11 protein-coding genes are annotated in these 16,765 nt (G+C 62.7%); 7 read left to right on the top strand and 4 right to left on the bottom strand.

The window, feature by feature from the left end:
* Positions 1–50: 50 nt before the first annotated feature.
* From PVT67_RS07215 to PVT67_RS07200, 4 genes are all read left to right on the top strand, one after another.
* On the top strand, positions 51–1,736 hold the full coding sequence (locus PVT67_RS07215) for an AMP-binding protein (RefSeq protein ID WP_301499231.1): 1,686 nt from the start codon (positions 51–53) through the stop codon (positions 1,734–1,736).
* An 81-nt stretch (positions 1,737–1,817) separates the two neighbouring features.
* On the top strand, positions 1,818–3,023 hold the full coding sequence (locus tag PVT67_RS07210; RefSeq protein WP_301499230.1) for a phospholipase D-like domain-containing protein: 1,206 nt from the start codon (positions 1,818–1,820) through the stop codon (positions 3,021–3,023).
* 76 nt (positions 3,024–3,099) lie between these two features.
* Complete coding sequence (locus PVT67_RS07205; protein WP_301499229.1) at positions 3,100–3,666, top strand: PhnA domain-containing protein; 567 nt, start codon at positions 3,100–3,102, stop codon at positions 3,664–3,666.
* A gap of 165 nt (positions 3,667–3,831) precedes the next feature.
* A complete protein-coding gene (locus tag PVT67_RS07200; protein ID WP_301499228.1) occupies positions 3,832–6,540 on the top strand; it encodes an EAL domain-containing protein in 2,709 nt (902 codons plus the stop codon).
* Here PVT67_RS07200 and PVT67_RS07195 read toward each other — a convergent pair.
* On the bottom strand, positions 6,537–7,436 hold the full coding sequence (locus PVT67_RS07195) for a LysR family transcriptional regulator (RefSeq protein ID WP_301499227.1): 900 nt from the start codon (positions 7,434–7,436) through the stop codon (positions 6,537–6,539). The two genes, PVT67_RS07200 and PVT67_RS07195, sit on opposite strands and share 4 nt — an antisense overlap.
* Positions 7,437–7,545: 109 nt before the next feature.
* Here PVT67_RS07195 and PVT67_RS07190 point away from each other — a divergent pair, with 109 nt between their 5' ends.
* Entirely contained in the window at positions 7,546–8,304 is a 759-nt protein-coding gene (locus PVT67_RS07190) for an SDR family NAD(P)-dependent oxidoreductase (RefSeq protein WP_301499226.1), read from the top strand.
* A 24-nt stretch (positions 8,305–8,328) separates the two neighbouring features.
* Here PVT67_RS07190 and PVT67_RS07185 read toward each other — a convergent pair whose 3' ends face one another.
* Together PVT67_RS07185 and PVT67_RS07180 are read right to left on the bottom strand one after the other, a co-directional pair.
* Entirely contained in the window at positions 8,329–8,841 is a 513-nt protein-coding gene (locus PVT67_RS07185) for a hypothetical protein (RefSeq protein ID WP_301499225.1), read from the bottom strand.
* 79 nt (positions 8,842–8,920) lie between these two features.
* Complete coding sequence (locus PVT67_RS07180) at positions 8,921–9,151, bottom strand: XRE family transcriptional regulator (protein ID WP_301499224.1); 231 nt, start codon at positions 9,149–9,151, stop codon at positions 8,921–8,923.
* Between the two features lie 271 nt (positions 9,152–9,422).
* Between PVT67_RS07180 and PVT67_RS07175 the strand changes: the two genes are divergently transcribed.
* Positions 9,423–10,157 carry a hypothetical protein gene (locus PVT67_RS07175; protein ID WP_301499223.1) on the top strand — a complete coding sequence of 245 codons (735 nt, stop codon included), beginning with the start codon at positions 9,423–9,425 and terminating at the stop codon, positions 10,155–10,157.
* Positions 10,158–10,306: 149 nt separating this feature from the next.
* Here the strand turns inward: PVT67_RS07175 and PVT67_RS07170 are convergent, their stop codons facing one another.
* A complete protein-coding gene (locus PVT67_RS07170; RefSeq protein WP_301499222.1) occupies positions 10,307–15,670 on the bottom strand; it encodes a S8 family serine peptidase in 5,364 nt (1,787 codons plus the stop codon).
* Between the two features lie 387 nt (positions 15,671–16,057).
* Between PVT67_RS07170 and PVT67_RS07165 the strand changes: the two genes are divergently transcribed.
* The gene (locus PVT67_RS07165) at positions 16,058–16,765 is read left to right on the top strand and encodes a response regulator transcription factor (RefSeq protein WP_301499221.1); all 708 of its coding nucleotides are present in this window, start codon (positions 16,058–16,060) and stop codon (positions 16,763–16,765) included.

Here is a 16,765-nt window from a genome sequence, read left to right as displayed (position 1 = left end):
GCTCTCCATGCTAAATCATGGTCATCGATAGTGAAGGAGTACAGAGTCCCATGGCCCTAACGGAAAGTTTCTTCGAAGGCAGCACCACCAAGGCACTGCTCGACCAGACCATAGGCGACTGCCTCAAGGAAAAGGCCAGGCGCCAGCCTAACCACCCTGCCCTGGTGGTGCGCCACCAGCAGATCCGTTGGAGCTATGCCGAACTACAGACACAGGTGGACCGCCTGGCAACTGGGCTGCATCGCCTGGGCATAGAGAAAGGTGACAGGGTGGGGATCTGGGCCCCCAACTGCTACCAGTGGCTGCTGGTGCAGTTCGCCACGGCCCGTCTCGGCGCCATCATGGTCTGCATCAACCCCAACTATCAGAAGACGGAGCTCAAGTACGCCCTCAACAAGGTGCAGTGCAAGGCGTTGGTCTGCGCCGAAGGCTTTCGCGGCAGCGATTACCTGGCCATGCTCGAGACCCTGGCCCCCGAGCTGCCCCACACCCATTCCGGCATGGCGCTCAATGCCAGTGCCCTGCCGAGCCTTCGCCATGTGGTGACCATGGGGCCGGCCAGACCCGGCTATATCGCCTTCGACTGGCTGATGGCGGACCTCGACGCCGAGGAAGAGGCACTGCTGGACAGCCTGGATCTCAGCCCACAGGACCCCATCAACATCCAGTTCACCTCCGGCACCACGGGCAACCCCAAGGGCGCCACCCTGTCCCACTACAACATCCTCAACAACGCCATGCTGGTGGGGGACGCCATGGGCATGACGGCGGCCGACAAGCTCTGCATCCCTGTGCCCCTCTACCACTGCTTCGGCATGGTGCTGGGCAGCCTGCTGTGCGTGGCCCACGGCGCCACCGCCGTCTTCCCCGCCGAGGCCTTCGACGCCGAGAGCACCTTGAGGGCCGTCAGCGAGGAGCGCTGCACCGCCCTGCACGGGGTGCCCACCATGTTCATCAACGAGCTGGCGCACCCGGATTTCGCCAGCTTCGACCTGTCCAGCCTGCGCACCGGCGTCATGGCCGGCGCCACCTGCCCGGTGGAACTGATGAAAAAGGTGATGGGGCCGCTGCACATGCCCGAGATCCTCATCTCCTACGGCCAGACCGAATCCAGCCCCATCAACCACACCACCTTGCGCGACGATCCGCTGGAAAAACGCATCGGCACCGTCGGCAAGGCCGCCGAGCACCAGCAGGTGAAAATCGTCGACGCCTTCGGCCAGGTGGTGCCCATAGGTGAGCGGGGCGAGATCTGCAACCGCAGCTATTCGGTGATGCTGGGCTACTGGGACGATCCGCAGAAAACGGCCGAGGCCATAGACGAAGAGGGCTGGCTCCATTCCGGGGATCTGGGGGTCATGGACCAGGACGGCTATGTGCAGGTGGTGGGCCGCATCAAAGACATGATCATCCGCGGCGGCGAGAACATCTACCCCAGGGAAATCGAAGAGTTCTACTACCGCCATCCCAAGGTGCAGGACATACAAGTGTTCGGCATTCCCGACGACAAGTACGGCGAGCAGGTCTGCGCCTGGGTGATGCTCAGGAAAGGCCAGCAGGCCGACATCGAGGAGATGCGCGCCTTCGCCCAAGGCGAGCTGGCCCACTTCAAGATCCCCAAGTACTTCCACTTCGTCGAGGCCTACCCCATGACGGTCACCGGCAAGATCCAGAAATTCCGGATGCGCGAACTGATGTTGGAAAGCCTGGCCGAAGCCTTGGCAAAACAAGGCTGAGTCAAAGGGGTAGCCGCCGGGCTGCCCCTCTTTACTTTGGAATGCTAAGGTAGCGGCTTTGGCCTCCAAGGAAGAAACACCATGCGCAAGTCCCTGTTATTGCTGGCGCTGCTGAGCCTGAGCGCCCGCGCCGAGTTCAGCATCCCCGGCTTTGAGCTTATCCATACGGTGCCGGTTCAAACCCAGCTCGCCACCCCCGACCTTCGCAGCCCTACCCCCGTCTGGTGCCAGCTGTTCGACGGCGCCAAGCACAGCATCGACATCGCCCAGTTCTATGCCTCCGGCAAGCCCGGTGAGCCCCTGGACCAGGTGATGGCCCACCTCAAGGCCGCCGGGAAAAGGGGCGTGAAGATCCGCTTCCTGATGGACAAGCACGGCCTGCGCGCCTCTGAGCAAAGCACCCTGGACGCCCTCAAGGCCATCCCCAACCTCGAATTTCGCCTCATCGACTACGGCAAGGTAGGCGGCGGCATCATCCACGCCAAGTACTTCGTCATCGACGGCAAAGAAGGCTACCTCGGCAGCCAGAACTTCGACTGGCGCTCCTTGAAGCACATCCACGAGGCGGGGCTCCTGATCAGCGACGCCAAGGTAGCGGGCCAGATGCAGGCCATCTTCGACATCGACTGGCAGGCGCAGAAGCTGCTGGCCGAAGGCAAACCTGTGCCGGTGCAGAACCAGCACAAGGTGCTGGCGGACGAGTCCCAGGGAAACTACCTGGTGGCCAGCCCCAACGCCTTCAACCCGCCCGGTGTCGGTGATTCCGAATCCGAGCTGCCCAAACTGCTGGCCAAGGCCAAGAAGGAAGTGCTGATCCAGGTGATGGAATACGCGCCCCTGTCCTATGCGCCTGGGATCAGGCCCTATTACGCCGTCATCGACGACGCCATCCGCGCCACGGCCCAGCGCGGCGTCAAGGTCAAATTGATGGTGGCGGACTGGAACACCCAGGAACCGGAGCTCAGCTACCTCAAGAGCCTGGCGGTGCTGCCCAACGTCGAGGTGAAAGTCGTCACCCTGCCCCAGGCAAAGGAAGGCTTCATCCCCTATGCCAGGGTGATCCACACCAAGACCATGGACATCGACGACCAGATCGCCTGGCTTGGCACCAGCAACTGGGAGGGGGGTTATCTCGACAACTCCCGCAACCTGGAGATGGTGATGCAGGATGCCAAGATGGCGAAAAGGCTCGGCGAGCTGCACCGCCAGCTCTGGGACAGCCCCTACGCCAAGGCCATCGACCTCGACAAGGCCTACCCCAGGCCCCATCCCGGCACCGAACACTAAGCCCAGAGCAAAGCCCCCAGACAAACAGGGGGCTTTGTGCTATAGTCCGCCGACTTTTTATCGGTTGGACAAGAAGATGAGCCTGGAAAAACAACTGATGGACCGCGCCGGCGGTCAATGTGAACTCTGCGGTGCCACAGAAGGTCTCGCCCCTTACCAAGTACCCGCCAGCCCCGACAGCAGCAGCGACTGCCAGGTACTGCTCTGCCCCAGCTGCCTGGGTGAAGCCGAGGCGCCGACCAGCGTCAACCATTGGCGTTGCCTCAACGACAGCATGTGGAGCCAGGTGCCGGCCGTGCAGGTGATGGCCTACCGCCAGCTCAAGCGCCTCAGTGCCGAGACCTGGGCCCAGGATCTGCTGGACATGCTCTACCTCGACGAGGAAGTGAAGAAGTGGGCCGACGCCGGCCTGGCCGCCGAGGAAGACGACAGCGAGCCGACCCTGGACAGCAACGGCGCCCGCCTGCTGGAAGGGGACGACGTCACCCTGATCAAGGACCTCGAGGTCAAGGGCGGCGGCTTCACCGCCAAGCGCGGCACCCTGGTCAAAGGCATCCGCCTCACCAACAACCCCAAGCACATCGAAGGCAAGGTCAACGGCGTCCAGATAGTGCTGGTGGCCGAATACCTCAAGAAGGCCTGATGGAAAGGCGGCGCAAGCCGCCTTTCTTTTACGTCAAAAATTTGACACCCAGCGAGGTGCCGACCCCTACCCCCTTCTATGCTTTAACCATCGGGCAATGGCTTTTGCTTGGGGGTTCATGTGTATCGGAACACCACCCCAGGGACGGTACTCTCATGGCCAGCCTTGTTGCTGGTATCGCTGCTGGCTTTGGCTTGCCCGGCCAACAGCATGCCGCAAAACACCGCCCTGGTGCCCTCCAGCACCGCCCTGGTGCTGGCAAGCGAGGGCACCAAGGAAACCCCAGCCCCCCCAATCCAAAACCACCACCTGTTCTTGATGCTCGGCGCCCTTGGCCTCCAACTCCTCATCATTGGCCTGGTGCTCTTCGGCATAGCCCGTTGGCGCCGCCTGCAACAGGAAAGCCGCCGCCTTAGCCGGATGCTGGGCAAGGTGCTGGACGCCGCTGACGCCTTCGCCATCATCGCCACAGACGCCGGTGGCCTCATCACCCATTTCAACCGCGGTGCCGAACTGATGTTGGGCTACAAGGCCGACGAGTTGGTGGGCCTTGCCACCCCCCTGGTACTCTTCCTGGAGCGGGAAGTGCAAGTCAGGGCCAAGGCCCTGGGGGATGAGCTGGGGATAGAAGCCCAGGGCTTTCGCGCCCTGGTCGAGCTGGCAGAGCGCCAGGGCTGTGACAGCCGGGAGTGGACGCTGATGCGCAAGGACGGCCGAACCTTGCCGGTATCCCTGGTGTTCACCACCATGCGCGACCCCGATGGCCTGGTCACCGGCTACCTGGGTGTGGCCCAGGACATCACTGAGCAGAGCCTCGCCGCCAGCGTCTTTGCCAACAGTTACGAGGGCATCATGATCACCGACGCCGACAACCTCATCGTCGACGTCAATCCCGCCTTTAGCCGCATCACCGGCTACAAGGTCGAGGAAGTGCGGGGCAAGAAGCCCTCCCTGCTCTCCTCAGGCCGCCAGGGGGAGGACTTCTACCAGGCCATGTGGCAGTCCCTGGTCGACACCGGCGCCTGGCGGGGCGAGATCTGGAACAGGCGCAAGTCCGGTGAAGTCTATGCCGAGATCCTGGCCATCTCGGTGGTGCGGGACGCCACAGGCCGCATCCAGCACCATATCGGCGTCTTCTCCGACATCAGTCAGCAAAAGGCCCAGGAAAACGAGCTGGCCCATATCGCCAACTACGACACCCTGACCGGCCTGCCCAACAGACGCCTGCTCAACGAACTCTTGGGCCGCAGCCTGGCCCAGGCGGATCGCAAGGGCCAGGGCCTGGCCATCTGCTTCATCGATCTGGACGGTTTCAAGCCCATCAACGATCAGTACGGCCATCAGACCGGCGACATGCTGCTGGTGGAGGTGGCCAAAAGGCTGCAGAAGACGGTAAGACAGATGGACGTGGTGGCCAGGCTGGGTGGCGACGAGTTCGTGCTGCTGCTGACCGAGTTGGATGAACTGGACGATCTCGAAAGCCTGCGCCATTCCCTGGACCGGCTGCTGGCCGCCGTCAGCGCCCCCTTCACCATAGAGGGGGTGCCGATGCAGGTCTCTGCCAGCATCGGCGTCAGCCTCTACCCCCAGGACAAGGCGGCCCCCGAGATCCTGCTGCGCCGGGCCGATCAGGCCATGTACAGGGCCAAGCAGTCCGGCAAGAACCAGTATCAACTCTTCGACCTGGAGCGGGACAGGCAACTCAGCCACTACCAGAGCTGGCTGAACCGGCTGGAAACGGCCTTGACCGGCGGCGAGCTGTGCCTCTACTACCAGCCCAAGATCAACCTCATCAACGGCCAGGTGGAAGGTGCCGAGGCATTGCTGCGCTGGCAGCACCCCAGCGAAGGCCTCAAGTCTCCCGGCGAATTCCTCAGCCATCTCCTCGGCACCAAGTTGGAATTGCGCCTGGGGCGCTGGGTGCTGGCCACGGCCCTGGCACAGCTGGCGGCCTGGCACAGGGCCGGCCTTTCCCTGAGCCTGTCGGTCAACATCAGCGCCGCCCAACTGCTGCAGCCGGACTTCGCCGAGGAACTGGCCGCCCTGCTGGACAGTTACCCCGATGTCTCCCCCTCAGCCCTGGAGCTGGAGCTGGTGGAAACGGCGGCCTTGACCGATCTGGGCCAGGCCGCCCGCACCTTGACCCACTGCCATCAACTGGGGATCCACACCGCCCTCGACGACTTCGGCACCGGTTATGCCTCCCTCACCTACCTGAGGCGGCTGCCGGTGGACAGGCTCAAGGTGGATCAGAGTTTCGTGCAGGACATGCTCGAAGATCCCAACGATCTCTCCATCGTCGAAAACATCATCCAGATGGCCAAGGCCTTCAACCGCGACGTCATTGCCGAAGGGGTTGAGAACCAAAGCCAGGCCAGGGCCCTGCTGCAGCTGGGCTGCAGCCGTATCCAGGGCTTCGGAGTGGCCAGGCCCATGTCGGCCGAACGCTTCTGGCCCTGGTTGCATCGCTGGCAGCAGCGCCCGCGCTGGCTGGCGCCCAAGCTGCCCCCTTACCACCACCAGTTGCCACTGTTGACCGCCATCACAGCCCACCGCCTCTGGGTGGACGGGATCCTGGCCCAGGTCGCAGGCAAGGAGCCCGAGCCCCTGGAGCTATCCAGCAACCACTGCCCCCTGGGGCTCTGGTACCACACCGCCGGCATGGCCCGCTATGGCCACCTGGACAGCTTCCTGGCCCTGGAAGCCCTGCACGACAGCTCCCATGAAGCGGCCAAGGCCTTGCTGGGCGCGGACGAAACCAGCAGGGCCGCAAAAACGAAGGCCTTGCTGGCCGCCAGGGACGCCGTCATCAACCAGTTAGCCCTGGTCATCAAGGGCGAAAGCCCCAAGGTCAGGCGCAGCCAAAACGGCTAGAGCCGCTCCCTCAAGAGCCCCTCCAACCAGCCGGCAAAGGCCTGCAAACGTTTGGACAGGTGCCGCCGGTGCGGATAGAGCAGCCAGAGCGGCAGGGGCGGCGGCCTGAATTTTGGCAATATCTCCACCAGTTGGCCGCTGTCCAGCAGCGGCTGCACGCTGTGCCTGGGATTCTGGATGATGCCAAGTCCGGCAAGGCAGGCCCGGATATAGCTGTCGCTCTGGTTGACGGTGAGGACCGCGTCCATGGGGAAGCTCTCGAGGCCCCCCTGCCCCTGGAATTCGAACTCTGGAGCAGCGGCCCCCAGCACCTGGCTGTAATGCACTACCCTATGGCCGGCCAGGTCGTTGAGGCTTTGCGGGTTGCCGAAGCGGGCCAGGTAGGCCGGGCTGGCACAGTTGCACTGGGCCATGTCCGCCAGGTGCCTGGCGATAAGGCCTTGATCCACTACGGGACCGCCACGGACAACGCAGTCGAAACCTTCCGCGACCAGATCCACCCGCCGGTCTGAGCTGCTGAGCTCGACCTTGAGCTTAGGGTGGCGGTCCAGGAAATCACCCAAGTTGGGCAGCACCAGCCCCAGGGCCAGGCCTATGGGCATGTCCACCCTCAGGCTGCCGGCCAGCTGGCCGGGGCTGGTCTGGAACAAGGTTTCCACCTCCTGCACTTCTGCCAGCAACGGCTGGCAGCGCTCGACGAAGAGGCTACCGTCCTGGGTCAGGGTCACGCTGCGGGTGGTGCGGTGCAGCAGCCTCGCCCCCAGGTGGGCCTCGAGCTGGGCCACCAGGTTGGAAACATGGGTCTTGGACAACCCCAGATCCGCCGCCGCCTTGGTAAAGCTCTTGAGGTCGGCCACCCGCAAGAAGATCTGCATGGCCTGGAGCCTGTCCTGCATGGTCATTGTCCATCATTAGAAAACACAGCATCTATTATGACGGCGTTTATCCCATTACGTACGACCAATAAGCTTCTCCTCGTCCCTAAGTCCATTGGAGGAAGCCCTCATGACACCATCCATAGCCCTCATCACCGGCGGCAGCCGCGGCCTTGGCCGCAACGCCGCCCTGGCCCTGGCCGCTGCCGGTACAGACGTCCTCATCAGCTACCACAGCCAGGAAGCGGCAGCCGGCAAGGTGGTGGCCGAGATAGAAGCCATGGGCCGCAAGGCCGCCGCCCTGCAACTGGACACCGGCGACCTGGCCAGCTTTCCGGCCTTCAAGGCGCAATTGCAGGCGCTGCTGGCCGACCACTGGCAACGTAGGGACTTCGATTTCCTGGTCAACAATGCCGGCATCGGCCTCAATGCCCCCTTGGCCGAGAGCACCGAGGCCCAGTTCGACCAGCTGATGAACGTCCACTTCAAAGGGGTCTTCTTCCTGACCCAGGCCCTGCTGCCGCTGCTCAAGGACGGCGGCCGCATCCTCAACTTTTCCAGCGGCCTGGCCCGCTTCTCCCTGCCCGGCTACGGCCTCTATGGCGCCATGAAGGGGGCAGTGGAAGTGCTGACCCGCTACTGGGCCAAGGAACTGGGCGAGCGCGGGATCCGCGTCAATGTGCTGGCCCCCGGCGCCATCGAGACCGACTTCGGTGGCGGCGCCGTCAGGGACAGGGCTGAGGTCAATGCCTTCGTGGCCGGCGTCACGGCCCTGGGCCGGGCCGGGATCCCCGACGACATCGGCAAGGCAGTGGCCATGTTGCTGTCCGACCAGAGCAGCTGGATAACGGGCCAACGCATCGAGGCCTCCGGCGGCATGTTCCTCTGAGCAAAGGGCCCTGAAGGCCCTTTTTTATTGGCCCACGGCGGCATCCTGGGGCTGCCAGCCGTCCTTGTCCAGGGTCAGCCAGGCGCAGTAACTGGACTTGTCCTGGGGGACCTTGGCCTGGGGGTAAGGCTCCAACTGGTTGAGGGTCAGGCTGTAGCCCTGGTAGTGGAGGGTGGCCGGGTAACGGGCGGCACTGTTGAGGATGTAATCGGTGGGCTCGAGCCCGTCCTTTTGCAGCTGCACCTGCAAGGCCGCGTTGCCCTCCCAAATACATTGAGCACCCAGGGCGCAACGGGAGTCTTCCAGCACCGACACGAAGCGGATGTGCAAGGCCTGCTCGAGGATGGACACCTTCTGGCCTATGCCGATGGCAAAACGGCCCATCATCACCTCTGGTTTGGTCTTAGCCAGGCAACCGGTCAACAGGGGAGCGCTGGGTTTGGGTGACGGAGGCGGCGGCGGAGTTGGTTTGGGCTGGGGAGCGCTGGCACAAGCGGCCAGCAGCAATACGAGGCAAGGCGGCAGGGAACGTGTCATGGCTTTTTATAAGGTTGGCTTCCATGCCTTCATCCTAGTCAGGCTTTGGCCGTTTTGCCGATTCTTATCAATCTGTTACTCACAATTCTGCACGTTCGACCAAGAGTAACGGCGGCACGGAGAAGAAGGCGGCGAACTCCCGTACCGTTCGAAAGCTCACCCTTTTACCCAGCTCGGCCCTCTTGATGGTGGCCAGGGACAAGCGCAGGGCGCGGCGCTGGCAGGCGAAGTAGAGATCTTCCTGGCTCAGGCAATGCTGCCGGCGCAGCGACTTCAACAGTGCGGCATCAATCCTTTGTGTCCCTTTCATGACCTTGGTCCTTTTGGCTGCCCAGGCCCAGTCTAGTTGGCCATCTCGCCAGCGCAAAACAAACACCAAAGAACATAAAGCAATCAACTGTTAACGAGAGTTTCCAGTCGGGATCCGGGTGACAAAGCCGTTACCGCTCCTTGACGGTGCTGACACCGTGCTGATGCCGAACTGATACGGCGCCCCTCCCTGCCCTTTTCATACTTGGTTGGCGCCTGGCCCCCTTGGCCCGGCGGCATTTCACTATTTTCATCATCACGAGGACAGCAAGATGAGTAACGTTAACTGGAATAACGGCCAACTGATCACCCTGGAACAGGGCATGACCGCCACCTGCAACGGCAACCTCAACCCCGGGCAGCTCTACTGCCTCTTCTTCTACAATGCCGCCCAAAACGACGCCGACACCACTGTCTCCGTGGTCTGGTCCAACTCCCAACCGCCGGTGCTGGTCAAGGTACCGGGCACCACTGGCCGCCAGGGCCTGGCCTCCATCTGCTTCGTCAATGGTGACCAGACCAACACCGTTTCCGCCGCTGTGACCGGTGGCCAACCGGGCGCCTCCATCCAGGCCTTTATCGGCAGCGTCAAGATGCCCATCGACACCAGCGGCATCAACAACAAAGAACTGCCTGCCAACGGCCAGCCCCAGCCGCTGAAAGCCTTCACCCGTTACTACGACGTGCCGGCCTCCCACTGGTACCAGGCCCAGGTACAAAGCGACATCGACCAGTTCATCTTCGTGCAGATGCAGGAGCAGAAGGCCGTGGTGAACATCGTCAACAAGCTGGTGGACCCCAGCAACATCATCGCCTACGCCGGCGACGCCCAACAGTACGTGACCATCAACAGCTCCGACTACCAGCTGCTGAGCTGGAGCCTGCAAGGCAATGGCCGCCAGTTCGTGTGGATCAACGCCGACAGCGTGCAAAACTCCCAGAACGCCACCATCAGCCTCCAGTCCCTGTCCAGCCTCTATGCCGCCCAGATGGGCAACAACAGCTAAGAGCCCAGGCTCAAAAAAGGGCGGCCAAAGGCCGCCCTTTTCATTGTTGAGGGGCCTGAGCCCTCCCCTTCCAATGCTTAGTACCCGATACCGCCTCGGACAAAAAAGGCGCCCGAAGGCGCCTTTGTTCAAGAGTGAAGAGCACTGGGTTAGTGCAGTTTCCTGCGGCGACCGGCCAGGGCCGCCAGGCCTAGCAGGCCGAACAGGCCCACGGAGCCACCGCCACCGGAGGACTTGGGCTGCTCGGTGGTCGCAGCAGCGTTCACCTGTACTGTGACCTTGGCGGTGCTGGACAGCACGCCGTCGGACAGGGTCACGGTGAAGTCGTGGCTACCGGCGCCAAGGCCAGTGACCGTGATGGTGCTGCCGGTGCCGGAGACGTTGTCACCTTCCCAGCTGTAGGTCAGGGTGTCGCCATCCGGATCGGTGGAGCCGGAAGCGTCCAGGGTCACACTGTCACCTTCGGTGATGGTGGAGGCAGAGGCGCTCAGGGCTGCGACGGGGGCGTCGTTCACCGGGTTCACGGTCAGCATGAAGCGGGTGCTGGTGCTGTCGGACGGGTTGTCCATATCGGCAACGGTCACTGTCACTTCGGTACTGCCGGAGAAGTTGGCCTCAGGCAGGATGTCGACGGTAGAGCCGGAGTCGTTGCCGCCCACGGTGGCGCTGATGTGCTCGCCGCTGACGGTGATGACGTCCTTGGTGTTCTTCTCGTCGGCGTAAATCACCTGAAGGCCTTCAAGGGCGGTGTCCTCGTCGGTCACCTGATCCTGGATGGCGCCGAGGGTGATGTTGCTGGGCACGCTCAGGCTCTGGGCCAGCGTGGTGTCGGCCATGCCTTCCACCTGGCTGGTGGTCTGCCAGTTGATGGTCTTACCGGCGGCGTCATCGGCTACCTTGGCCCAGACGGTCACCTCGAACTGGGACTGCTCGGGACCTTGGTAATCCATACAGATCACCTTGCCGGATTTCACCACCTTGTCGAGGCCGTCATACTCGCCGATCTGCAGGCCTTTGATGCCCTCAAAGGGCCCATAGGTGTTGTAGAGACCACGGTAGCCTTGCAGGCCGATGGAGCCACGGCCATCGGTGCTGCCGAAGTTAACGTTGTCATAGGCGTAGTAGATCTCGTACTGGCCGTCGCCGAAGCGGGTGTTGGCGTTGAAGATGGTCTCGAAGTCGAAGCTGTCATCCTGGGGCTGGGCGAGCATGCCGTAGTAGTAGCTCTTGGCCTTATCCCATTCGATGATGCCCCAACCGCTGGGCCCGGTGTTGGCGACGCTGATGCCGCTGGTGCCGGTCAGCTCCACGGACTGGATCAACCCCTGGCTCATGTTGAAGTAACTCAGGTTACGCCACAGCGGGGCCATGGCCTGGAAGGGGCCACTGTTGGGGAAGAGGTCGTGGAAGGGGAACATCCAGGGCTGGCCCATGAAGTCCACCAGGCCGCTGCCACGGATCCCCATCATCTTGCCACCGAGGTCGTCGTCCTGGTTGTCGTACAGGTGGAAGCTGTCGTAGTAGCCACCCAACATCAGGTTGACGGTCAGGCGGTTACCGTAGCGGTAATCGGCGTTGCCGCGGCTGTCGAAGCCGCCCATGACGGGGGTGATGCCAAAGTCGCGCAGGTTGACGTAGCCGCCAGGGTTTGAGCCACCGAAATCCGGGGTCTTACACATGGCGTCATAGTCGGTGCTGGCCGGGTCGTTGCTGGTGACAGCGTAGTGAGGCGCTACATCGGTGGTATCCGGCTGGACGCCGCTGATGGTCAGCACGCCGTTTTCCAGCTTGACGTCGGCCGCGCTGGCGCGGTTGAGCATCACGTCATCGGCGGTCACCTTGAGCCCTTCCGGGATCGGGGTGGTCAGGGTGAAGGCGCGATCGCTACCGCTGTTGTTGGCCAGCACCTGCAGGGTGTAAGGCACCACTTCACCGGCGGCCGCACCTGTCTTGGCCTTGTCGGGGTTATCACCCACCTGCAGGCTGACATGGTCGGCGCCACGCACCAGTTTGAGGTCCATACGGCCGATGTCGCTGGGGTTGTTGGCTGAGGTACCCACGTCAATGGCGCTGTAGTAGACGTCGCCCGCCATCATGCCGGGGATATCCCAGTTCAGGTCGCCGCTGCCGTTGGCCGGATCGCTGTTGTCCAGGGTCATCTGCAGGTTGCTGGCAGCCTCTTCGCCCACGGCCGTGAAGCTGTAGGAGAAGGTCTCTTCGGTGCCTGAAGGCGCGCCTACCTTACGGGGGTTATAGATCACCGCCCAGTATTTGCCCGGCTCTGGGTTGTTGATGTTACAGAAGTTGTCGTAGGCGATGTGGTTGGAGACACAGAGCAGCTCGGTATTGGTATCTACCACACCGTCACCGTTGTAGTCCTTGCCCAGGTAAACCAGGGCGTTACCCTTGTTGCTGGTGCCGTTCAGGGGAGAGTCGACAGTGCCGTGGCTTTCCAGAACGAGGCGCTTGGTGCCGGCCGGCACATCGATCCAGTCGGTGTGGGTGGCTTCGTCAATGCGGTCCGACATGGGGATGGCGGGATCGTCCATGCCAGTGCTGGCCCAGGGGAAATAGCCGTCGTCATCCTTGGGCAGGGTCACTTCCTTGATGTCGGCCTTGACCGGCGCATAGACGGTGGCCATGGGGCTGGCGCTCTCGCCCAGGTTCAAGCCCTTGTAGTGCTGGCTGCCGGTGTCGTCGTGGGCCTTGGCTTCGATACGGGGAGGCAGGTCGCCACCGTCATATTTGAAGGCCATGGGCCAATGGGCGTTGGGGGCGGCGCCGTTCATTTCCTCGAACATCAGGTCGGTATGCAGCTCCACTTCGGAGTTGCTGAACCAGTCCTGGGTGTCCATGACGTGGGCCTTGACCAATATGGTCTGGCTCTCACCGGCCTTGAGGCTGAACTCGCTGGGAATGGTCTCGATGGTGACGCCGTTCTGTTCCAGCTCCTGGCGCATGTCGAAGCTCCAGCTGGTCACAGGGGCATTGCTGACCTTCCAGGTGCCGTCCTTGGTGGCGGTGACGGTACGTACCCACTGGCAGTCCGGCTTGCAGCTGAAGTTGAACAGGTAAGGCATGTTCAGCTTGTGCACCACACCGCCGTTGTCCGGGTCGGCCGCATGGAACTCGTCACCGGTGACGTCCATCACCAGGCCGGCATCGGCGGCGCTCGCCACGTTGATGCGGCCGCTACCGACGCGGTAGATGCCGGCGGTACCGACATCACCGGTCTCCTGGTTGAGGCGGTGGTACTTGACGGTTTCCTCGGCGGTCATCATCAGGGAGGACTGCACTTCGGCGGCGGTCCAATCCGGATGCACCTGGCGCAGCAGGGCCATGGCACCGGCCACGTGCGGGGTCGCCATGGAGGTACCGCTCAGCAGGGTGAAGTCGACGTTGCTGGGGGCGGCGTTGAAGGGATGCTGGTCGGCAAAGGCGGCATAGATGTTGACGCCGGGGGCCGAGACCATGGGCGCCATCACTTCCGGGTTGGAATAGGAAGGGCCACGGGAAGAGAAGGCCGCCAGCCAGTCACCCAGGCTGTCGTCGATACGGCGCTCTATGGTGGTGGCGTTGATGGTCAGGGCATGGCCATGCTCGGTGGTGGAGTCAATCCAGTCTTCGAGGCCGTAATAACCGTTGGTGTTGTCGCCGTGGTAGGCGCCGTAGCTCAGGTGCAGCGCCGGCAGGCTGTAGCTGGCGGTGGCGTAGACGGCGTCGGCCGAACCGTAGTTGTAGAGGATGAAGCCGTCGGCGCCACCGGCCTTGACGTTGTCCGCCTTGAGGGTACGGGCAACGGCAGTGGGGTCGTTGAGGTTGCCACGGGCGCAGACCACGATGACCTTGGCCGGCTGGCCAGTCTCATCAAGGATGGGGCCGCCGCCTTGCTTGGCGGGGTAGTTGTCGAAGGTGCCGGCCGGGAAGGAGTTACGGCAATAAGCGCTGCCGGTGGTGGCGGAGGTGCCGGTCTGGCCCAGGCTGTCGGTGTAGTCCTGGGCGCGCACCACCACACCGGTCACGGAGGTCTTGTTGAGGCCGCCGCCTGTCAGCTCGGTCCACTTGGGCACTTCGCTGCCCAGAGCCGGGTCGATGAAGTGGGGATCGGTGGCGGTGGTTTCCACCACCACTTCGCGGTTATGGGTGCTGGCGGCCACGTTGATCAGCCAGGGCGCAGCGTTGTCCAGGGCGCCGAAGTATTCGGCGGCACCACCGGCCTGGCCGGAGTTGCCGGCGGCGGCGGCGACGTTGATGCCGGCTTCGCGGGCGGCCAGGAAAGCCAGCTCGGTGTCGTCGGTCCAGATCGGGGAGTCAGAGCCGCCGATGGAGAAGTTGATGACGTCCACCTTGTCTTTGATGGCATCTTCGATACCGGCCAGGATGGCTTCGCCGGGGCAGCCGTTGTAGCCCGCATCGTTGGAGGGATAGCAGACCTGGTAGGCGATGATCTGGGCGTGGGGGGCCACGCCGGACATGCGCGGGAAGAAGTCGGCCTTCAGGACGTCACCGGTGCCGTTGTCCTCGCTGTTGGGCATCAGGAAAGGCACATGGGTCATGACGTTACCGGCCACGGTGGACGCGGTGTGGGAGCCGTGGCCCTGGTAATCCTCACCGTTGTGGGGGACGGCCGGGTTCAGGGTGCTGTAGAGATCGGTCACCGCCGCGTAGGAACGTACGCCGATGAGCTTGTTGTTACAGGTCAAGGTGGGGGCGTCACCGGCGCAATCACCGAGGTAGCCACCGGCCGGAGCTGGATAGACGTAACCGTCTTCGGGATGATCGGAGAAAGCAGGGTTGTCGCTGTTGATACCGGTATCGATGATACCCACGACGATACCTTCACCCTGGGCCTTGAGACCGGTGCCGGCGTCACCGTTCCAGACCTGGTCGGCCTTGATGAACTGGGGGCCGGCGTCGGTACGCAGCTGGTAGAGCTTGGAGCGCTCTACCGAGGCGACCTGGGGCAGCTTGGAGACTTCGCGGGCCTGATCCTGGGTCATCTTGACGGTAAAGCCGTTGAGGGCCTCACTGAACTGATGGCGCATGGTGGCGTTGCTGGCGATGCTCTGCACCTGGCTCAGCACGGCGGCCTGCTGGGAGACCATCTTGGCCTTGTAGCTGTCGACCTGGGCGCTCAGGCTGGAGGGCAGGGTCTTGGCGGACACGCTCATCAGGCCTTTGGTCACCGCCTGCTTTTGCAGCTCGGAACGTACCACGGCAGCGGGGGCGCCTTGCAGGCGGACTATGTAGACCTGCTCGCCTTGGACGTCAGGCTCTTCGGTGAACTTGTTGTGTTGGGATCTGACCTGGACGTTCAGGCCGTCGTTCTGCATCAGGCTGTTGCTGTCGACAAGCTCTTTTTGGAAGGCTTTGAGTTCGGCGGCAGTCGCCTTGATTGGCTGGAGAACGCCAACCTTGCCACTGGGCATGACCGGCGAGATCCCGGCCGCGGCGCCGCTGCCGAAGGCATAGAGCCCGGCCAGCACGGCGCTGGTGAGTAACTTGATTCTCATGATAGTGGTCCCATCTCTTCTGTAGTGTGATGCCGCCTGTTCCAGCTGTTGCACTTGCCCCCCAAGGAGCGGCCAGTTGTGCAACCTGATGTGAACATTCGGGCAACCTAGTTAACCCCCTTTTTCCACGGCACCATGAGCGCAGCGATGTAGCACTTTGTAACCTTCGGATAACAAACGGGTTCGAGATGGTAGGATGCTGGCACCTTTCAGAAGCCAGGCTGGCCTCGGCCTGTGAAGACGAATGATGAGATGTTGAGCCGGCGAGATAACGTCAGAATTTTCCTACAAGGACATCGGATTCCCCTGACCGAGCGCGCCAGAAGATGCTGCTAGGCTGTCGACGCAGCCCAGCGATGACTGCGGTTGCAGCAGTGGAGACCGACGATGAATAGCCACCATCACCTGTTGTTAGTTGAAGATGATGAAGCCCTCGGCACCTTGATCAAGAGGTACCTGACCCAGCACCGCTTTCTCGTTTCCCATGCCAAGACGGGTCAGGAGGCCATGCAGCACTGCCACGGCAATCGCTACGATCTGATCCTCTGTGACATCATGCTGCCGGATATGGATGGTTTCGAGCTCTGGTCCAAGCTGGAGGGAACCGTAGAGAGCGACTTCATCTTCCTCACCTCCCTCAAGAGCATCAGGGACCAGATCCGTGGCTTGGAGCTGGGCGCCTGTGACTACATCGTCAAGCCCGTGGCCCCTGAACTGCTGCTCGCCAAGCTCAAGGCGGTGCTGCGCCGCCGCAGTGCCCTGGAGAAGAGCAAGATAGTGCTGCATGACCTCTGTATGGAGAGTGCCAGCCAGACCCTGACCATAGGGGGGCGCCCCTACGATCTGACCCCCCGCGAGTTCGACCTTTTGTGGCTGTTCGCCGCCTACCCGGGCCAGATCCTGAGCCGCGACTACCTCTTTATCCACTATATAGGGCGCCAGTATGACGGCCTGGACAGGGCCGTCGACCTCAACGTCAGCCGCCTGCGCAAGACCCTGGAGAGCATGGATGTGCCCGGCCTCGAGCTGAAGACGGTGCATGGCAAGGGGTACCTGCTCAGCTACCCACCCCAGTGGGAAGGTGCCCAGGCCTGA

Origin of the sequence: Gallaecimonas kandeliae, from assembly GCF_030450055.1 — a bacterium.
GTDB lineage: Bacteria > Pseudomonadota > Gammaproteobacteria > Enterobacterales > Gallaecimonadaceae > Gallaecimonas > Gallaecimonas kandeliae.
This window is presented reverse-complemented; position numbering and strand designations above follow the sequence as displayed.

Coding starts and splice junctions, on each gene's coding strand:
- PVT67_RS07205 (WP_301499229.1), top strand. CDS start 3,100: ATGAGCCTGGAAAAACAACTGATGGACCGCGCCGGCGGTCAATGTGAA.
- PVT67_RS07175 (WP_301499223.1), top strand. CDS start 9,423: ATGAGTAACGTTAACTGGAATAACGGCCAACTGATCACCCTGGAACAG.
- PVT67_RS07215 (WP_301499231.1), top strand. CDS start 51: ATGGCCCTAACGGAAAGTTTCTTCGAAGGCAGCACCACCAAGGCACTG.
- PVT67_RS07195 (WP_301499227.1), bottom strand. CDS start 7,436: ATGCAGGACAGGCTCCAGGCCATGCAGATCTTCTTGCGGGTGGCCGAC.
- PVT67_RS07165 (WP_301499221.1), top strand. CDS start 16,058: ATGAATAGCCACCATCACCTGTTGTTAGTTGAAGATGATGAAGCCCTC.
- PVT67_RS07180 (WP_301499224.1), bottom strand. CDS start 9,151: ATGAAAGGGACACAAAGGATTGATGCCGCACTGTTGAAGTCGCTGCGC.
- PVT67_RS07210 (WP_301499230.1), top strand. CDS start 1,818: ATGCGCAAGTCCCTGTTATTGCTGGCGCTGCTGAGCCTGAGCGCCCGC.
- PVT67_RS07190 (WP_301499226.1), top strand. CDS start 7,546: ATGACACCATCCATAGCCCTCATCACCGGCGGCAGCCGCGGCCTTGGC.
- PVT67_RS07185 (WP_301499225.1), bottom strand. CDS start 8,841: ATGACACGTTCCCTGCCGCCTTGCCTCGTATTGCTGCTGGCCGCTTGT.
- PVT67_RS07170 (WP_301499222.1), bottom strand. CDS start 15,670: ATGAGAATCAAGTTACTCACCAGCGCCGTGCTGGCCGGGCTCTATGCC.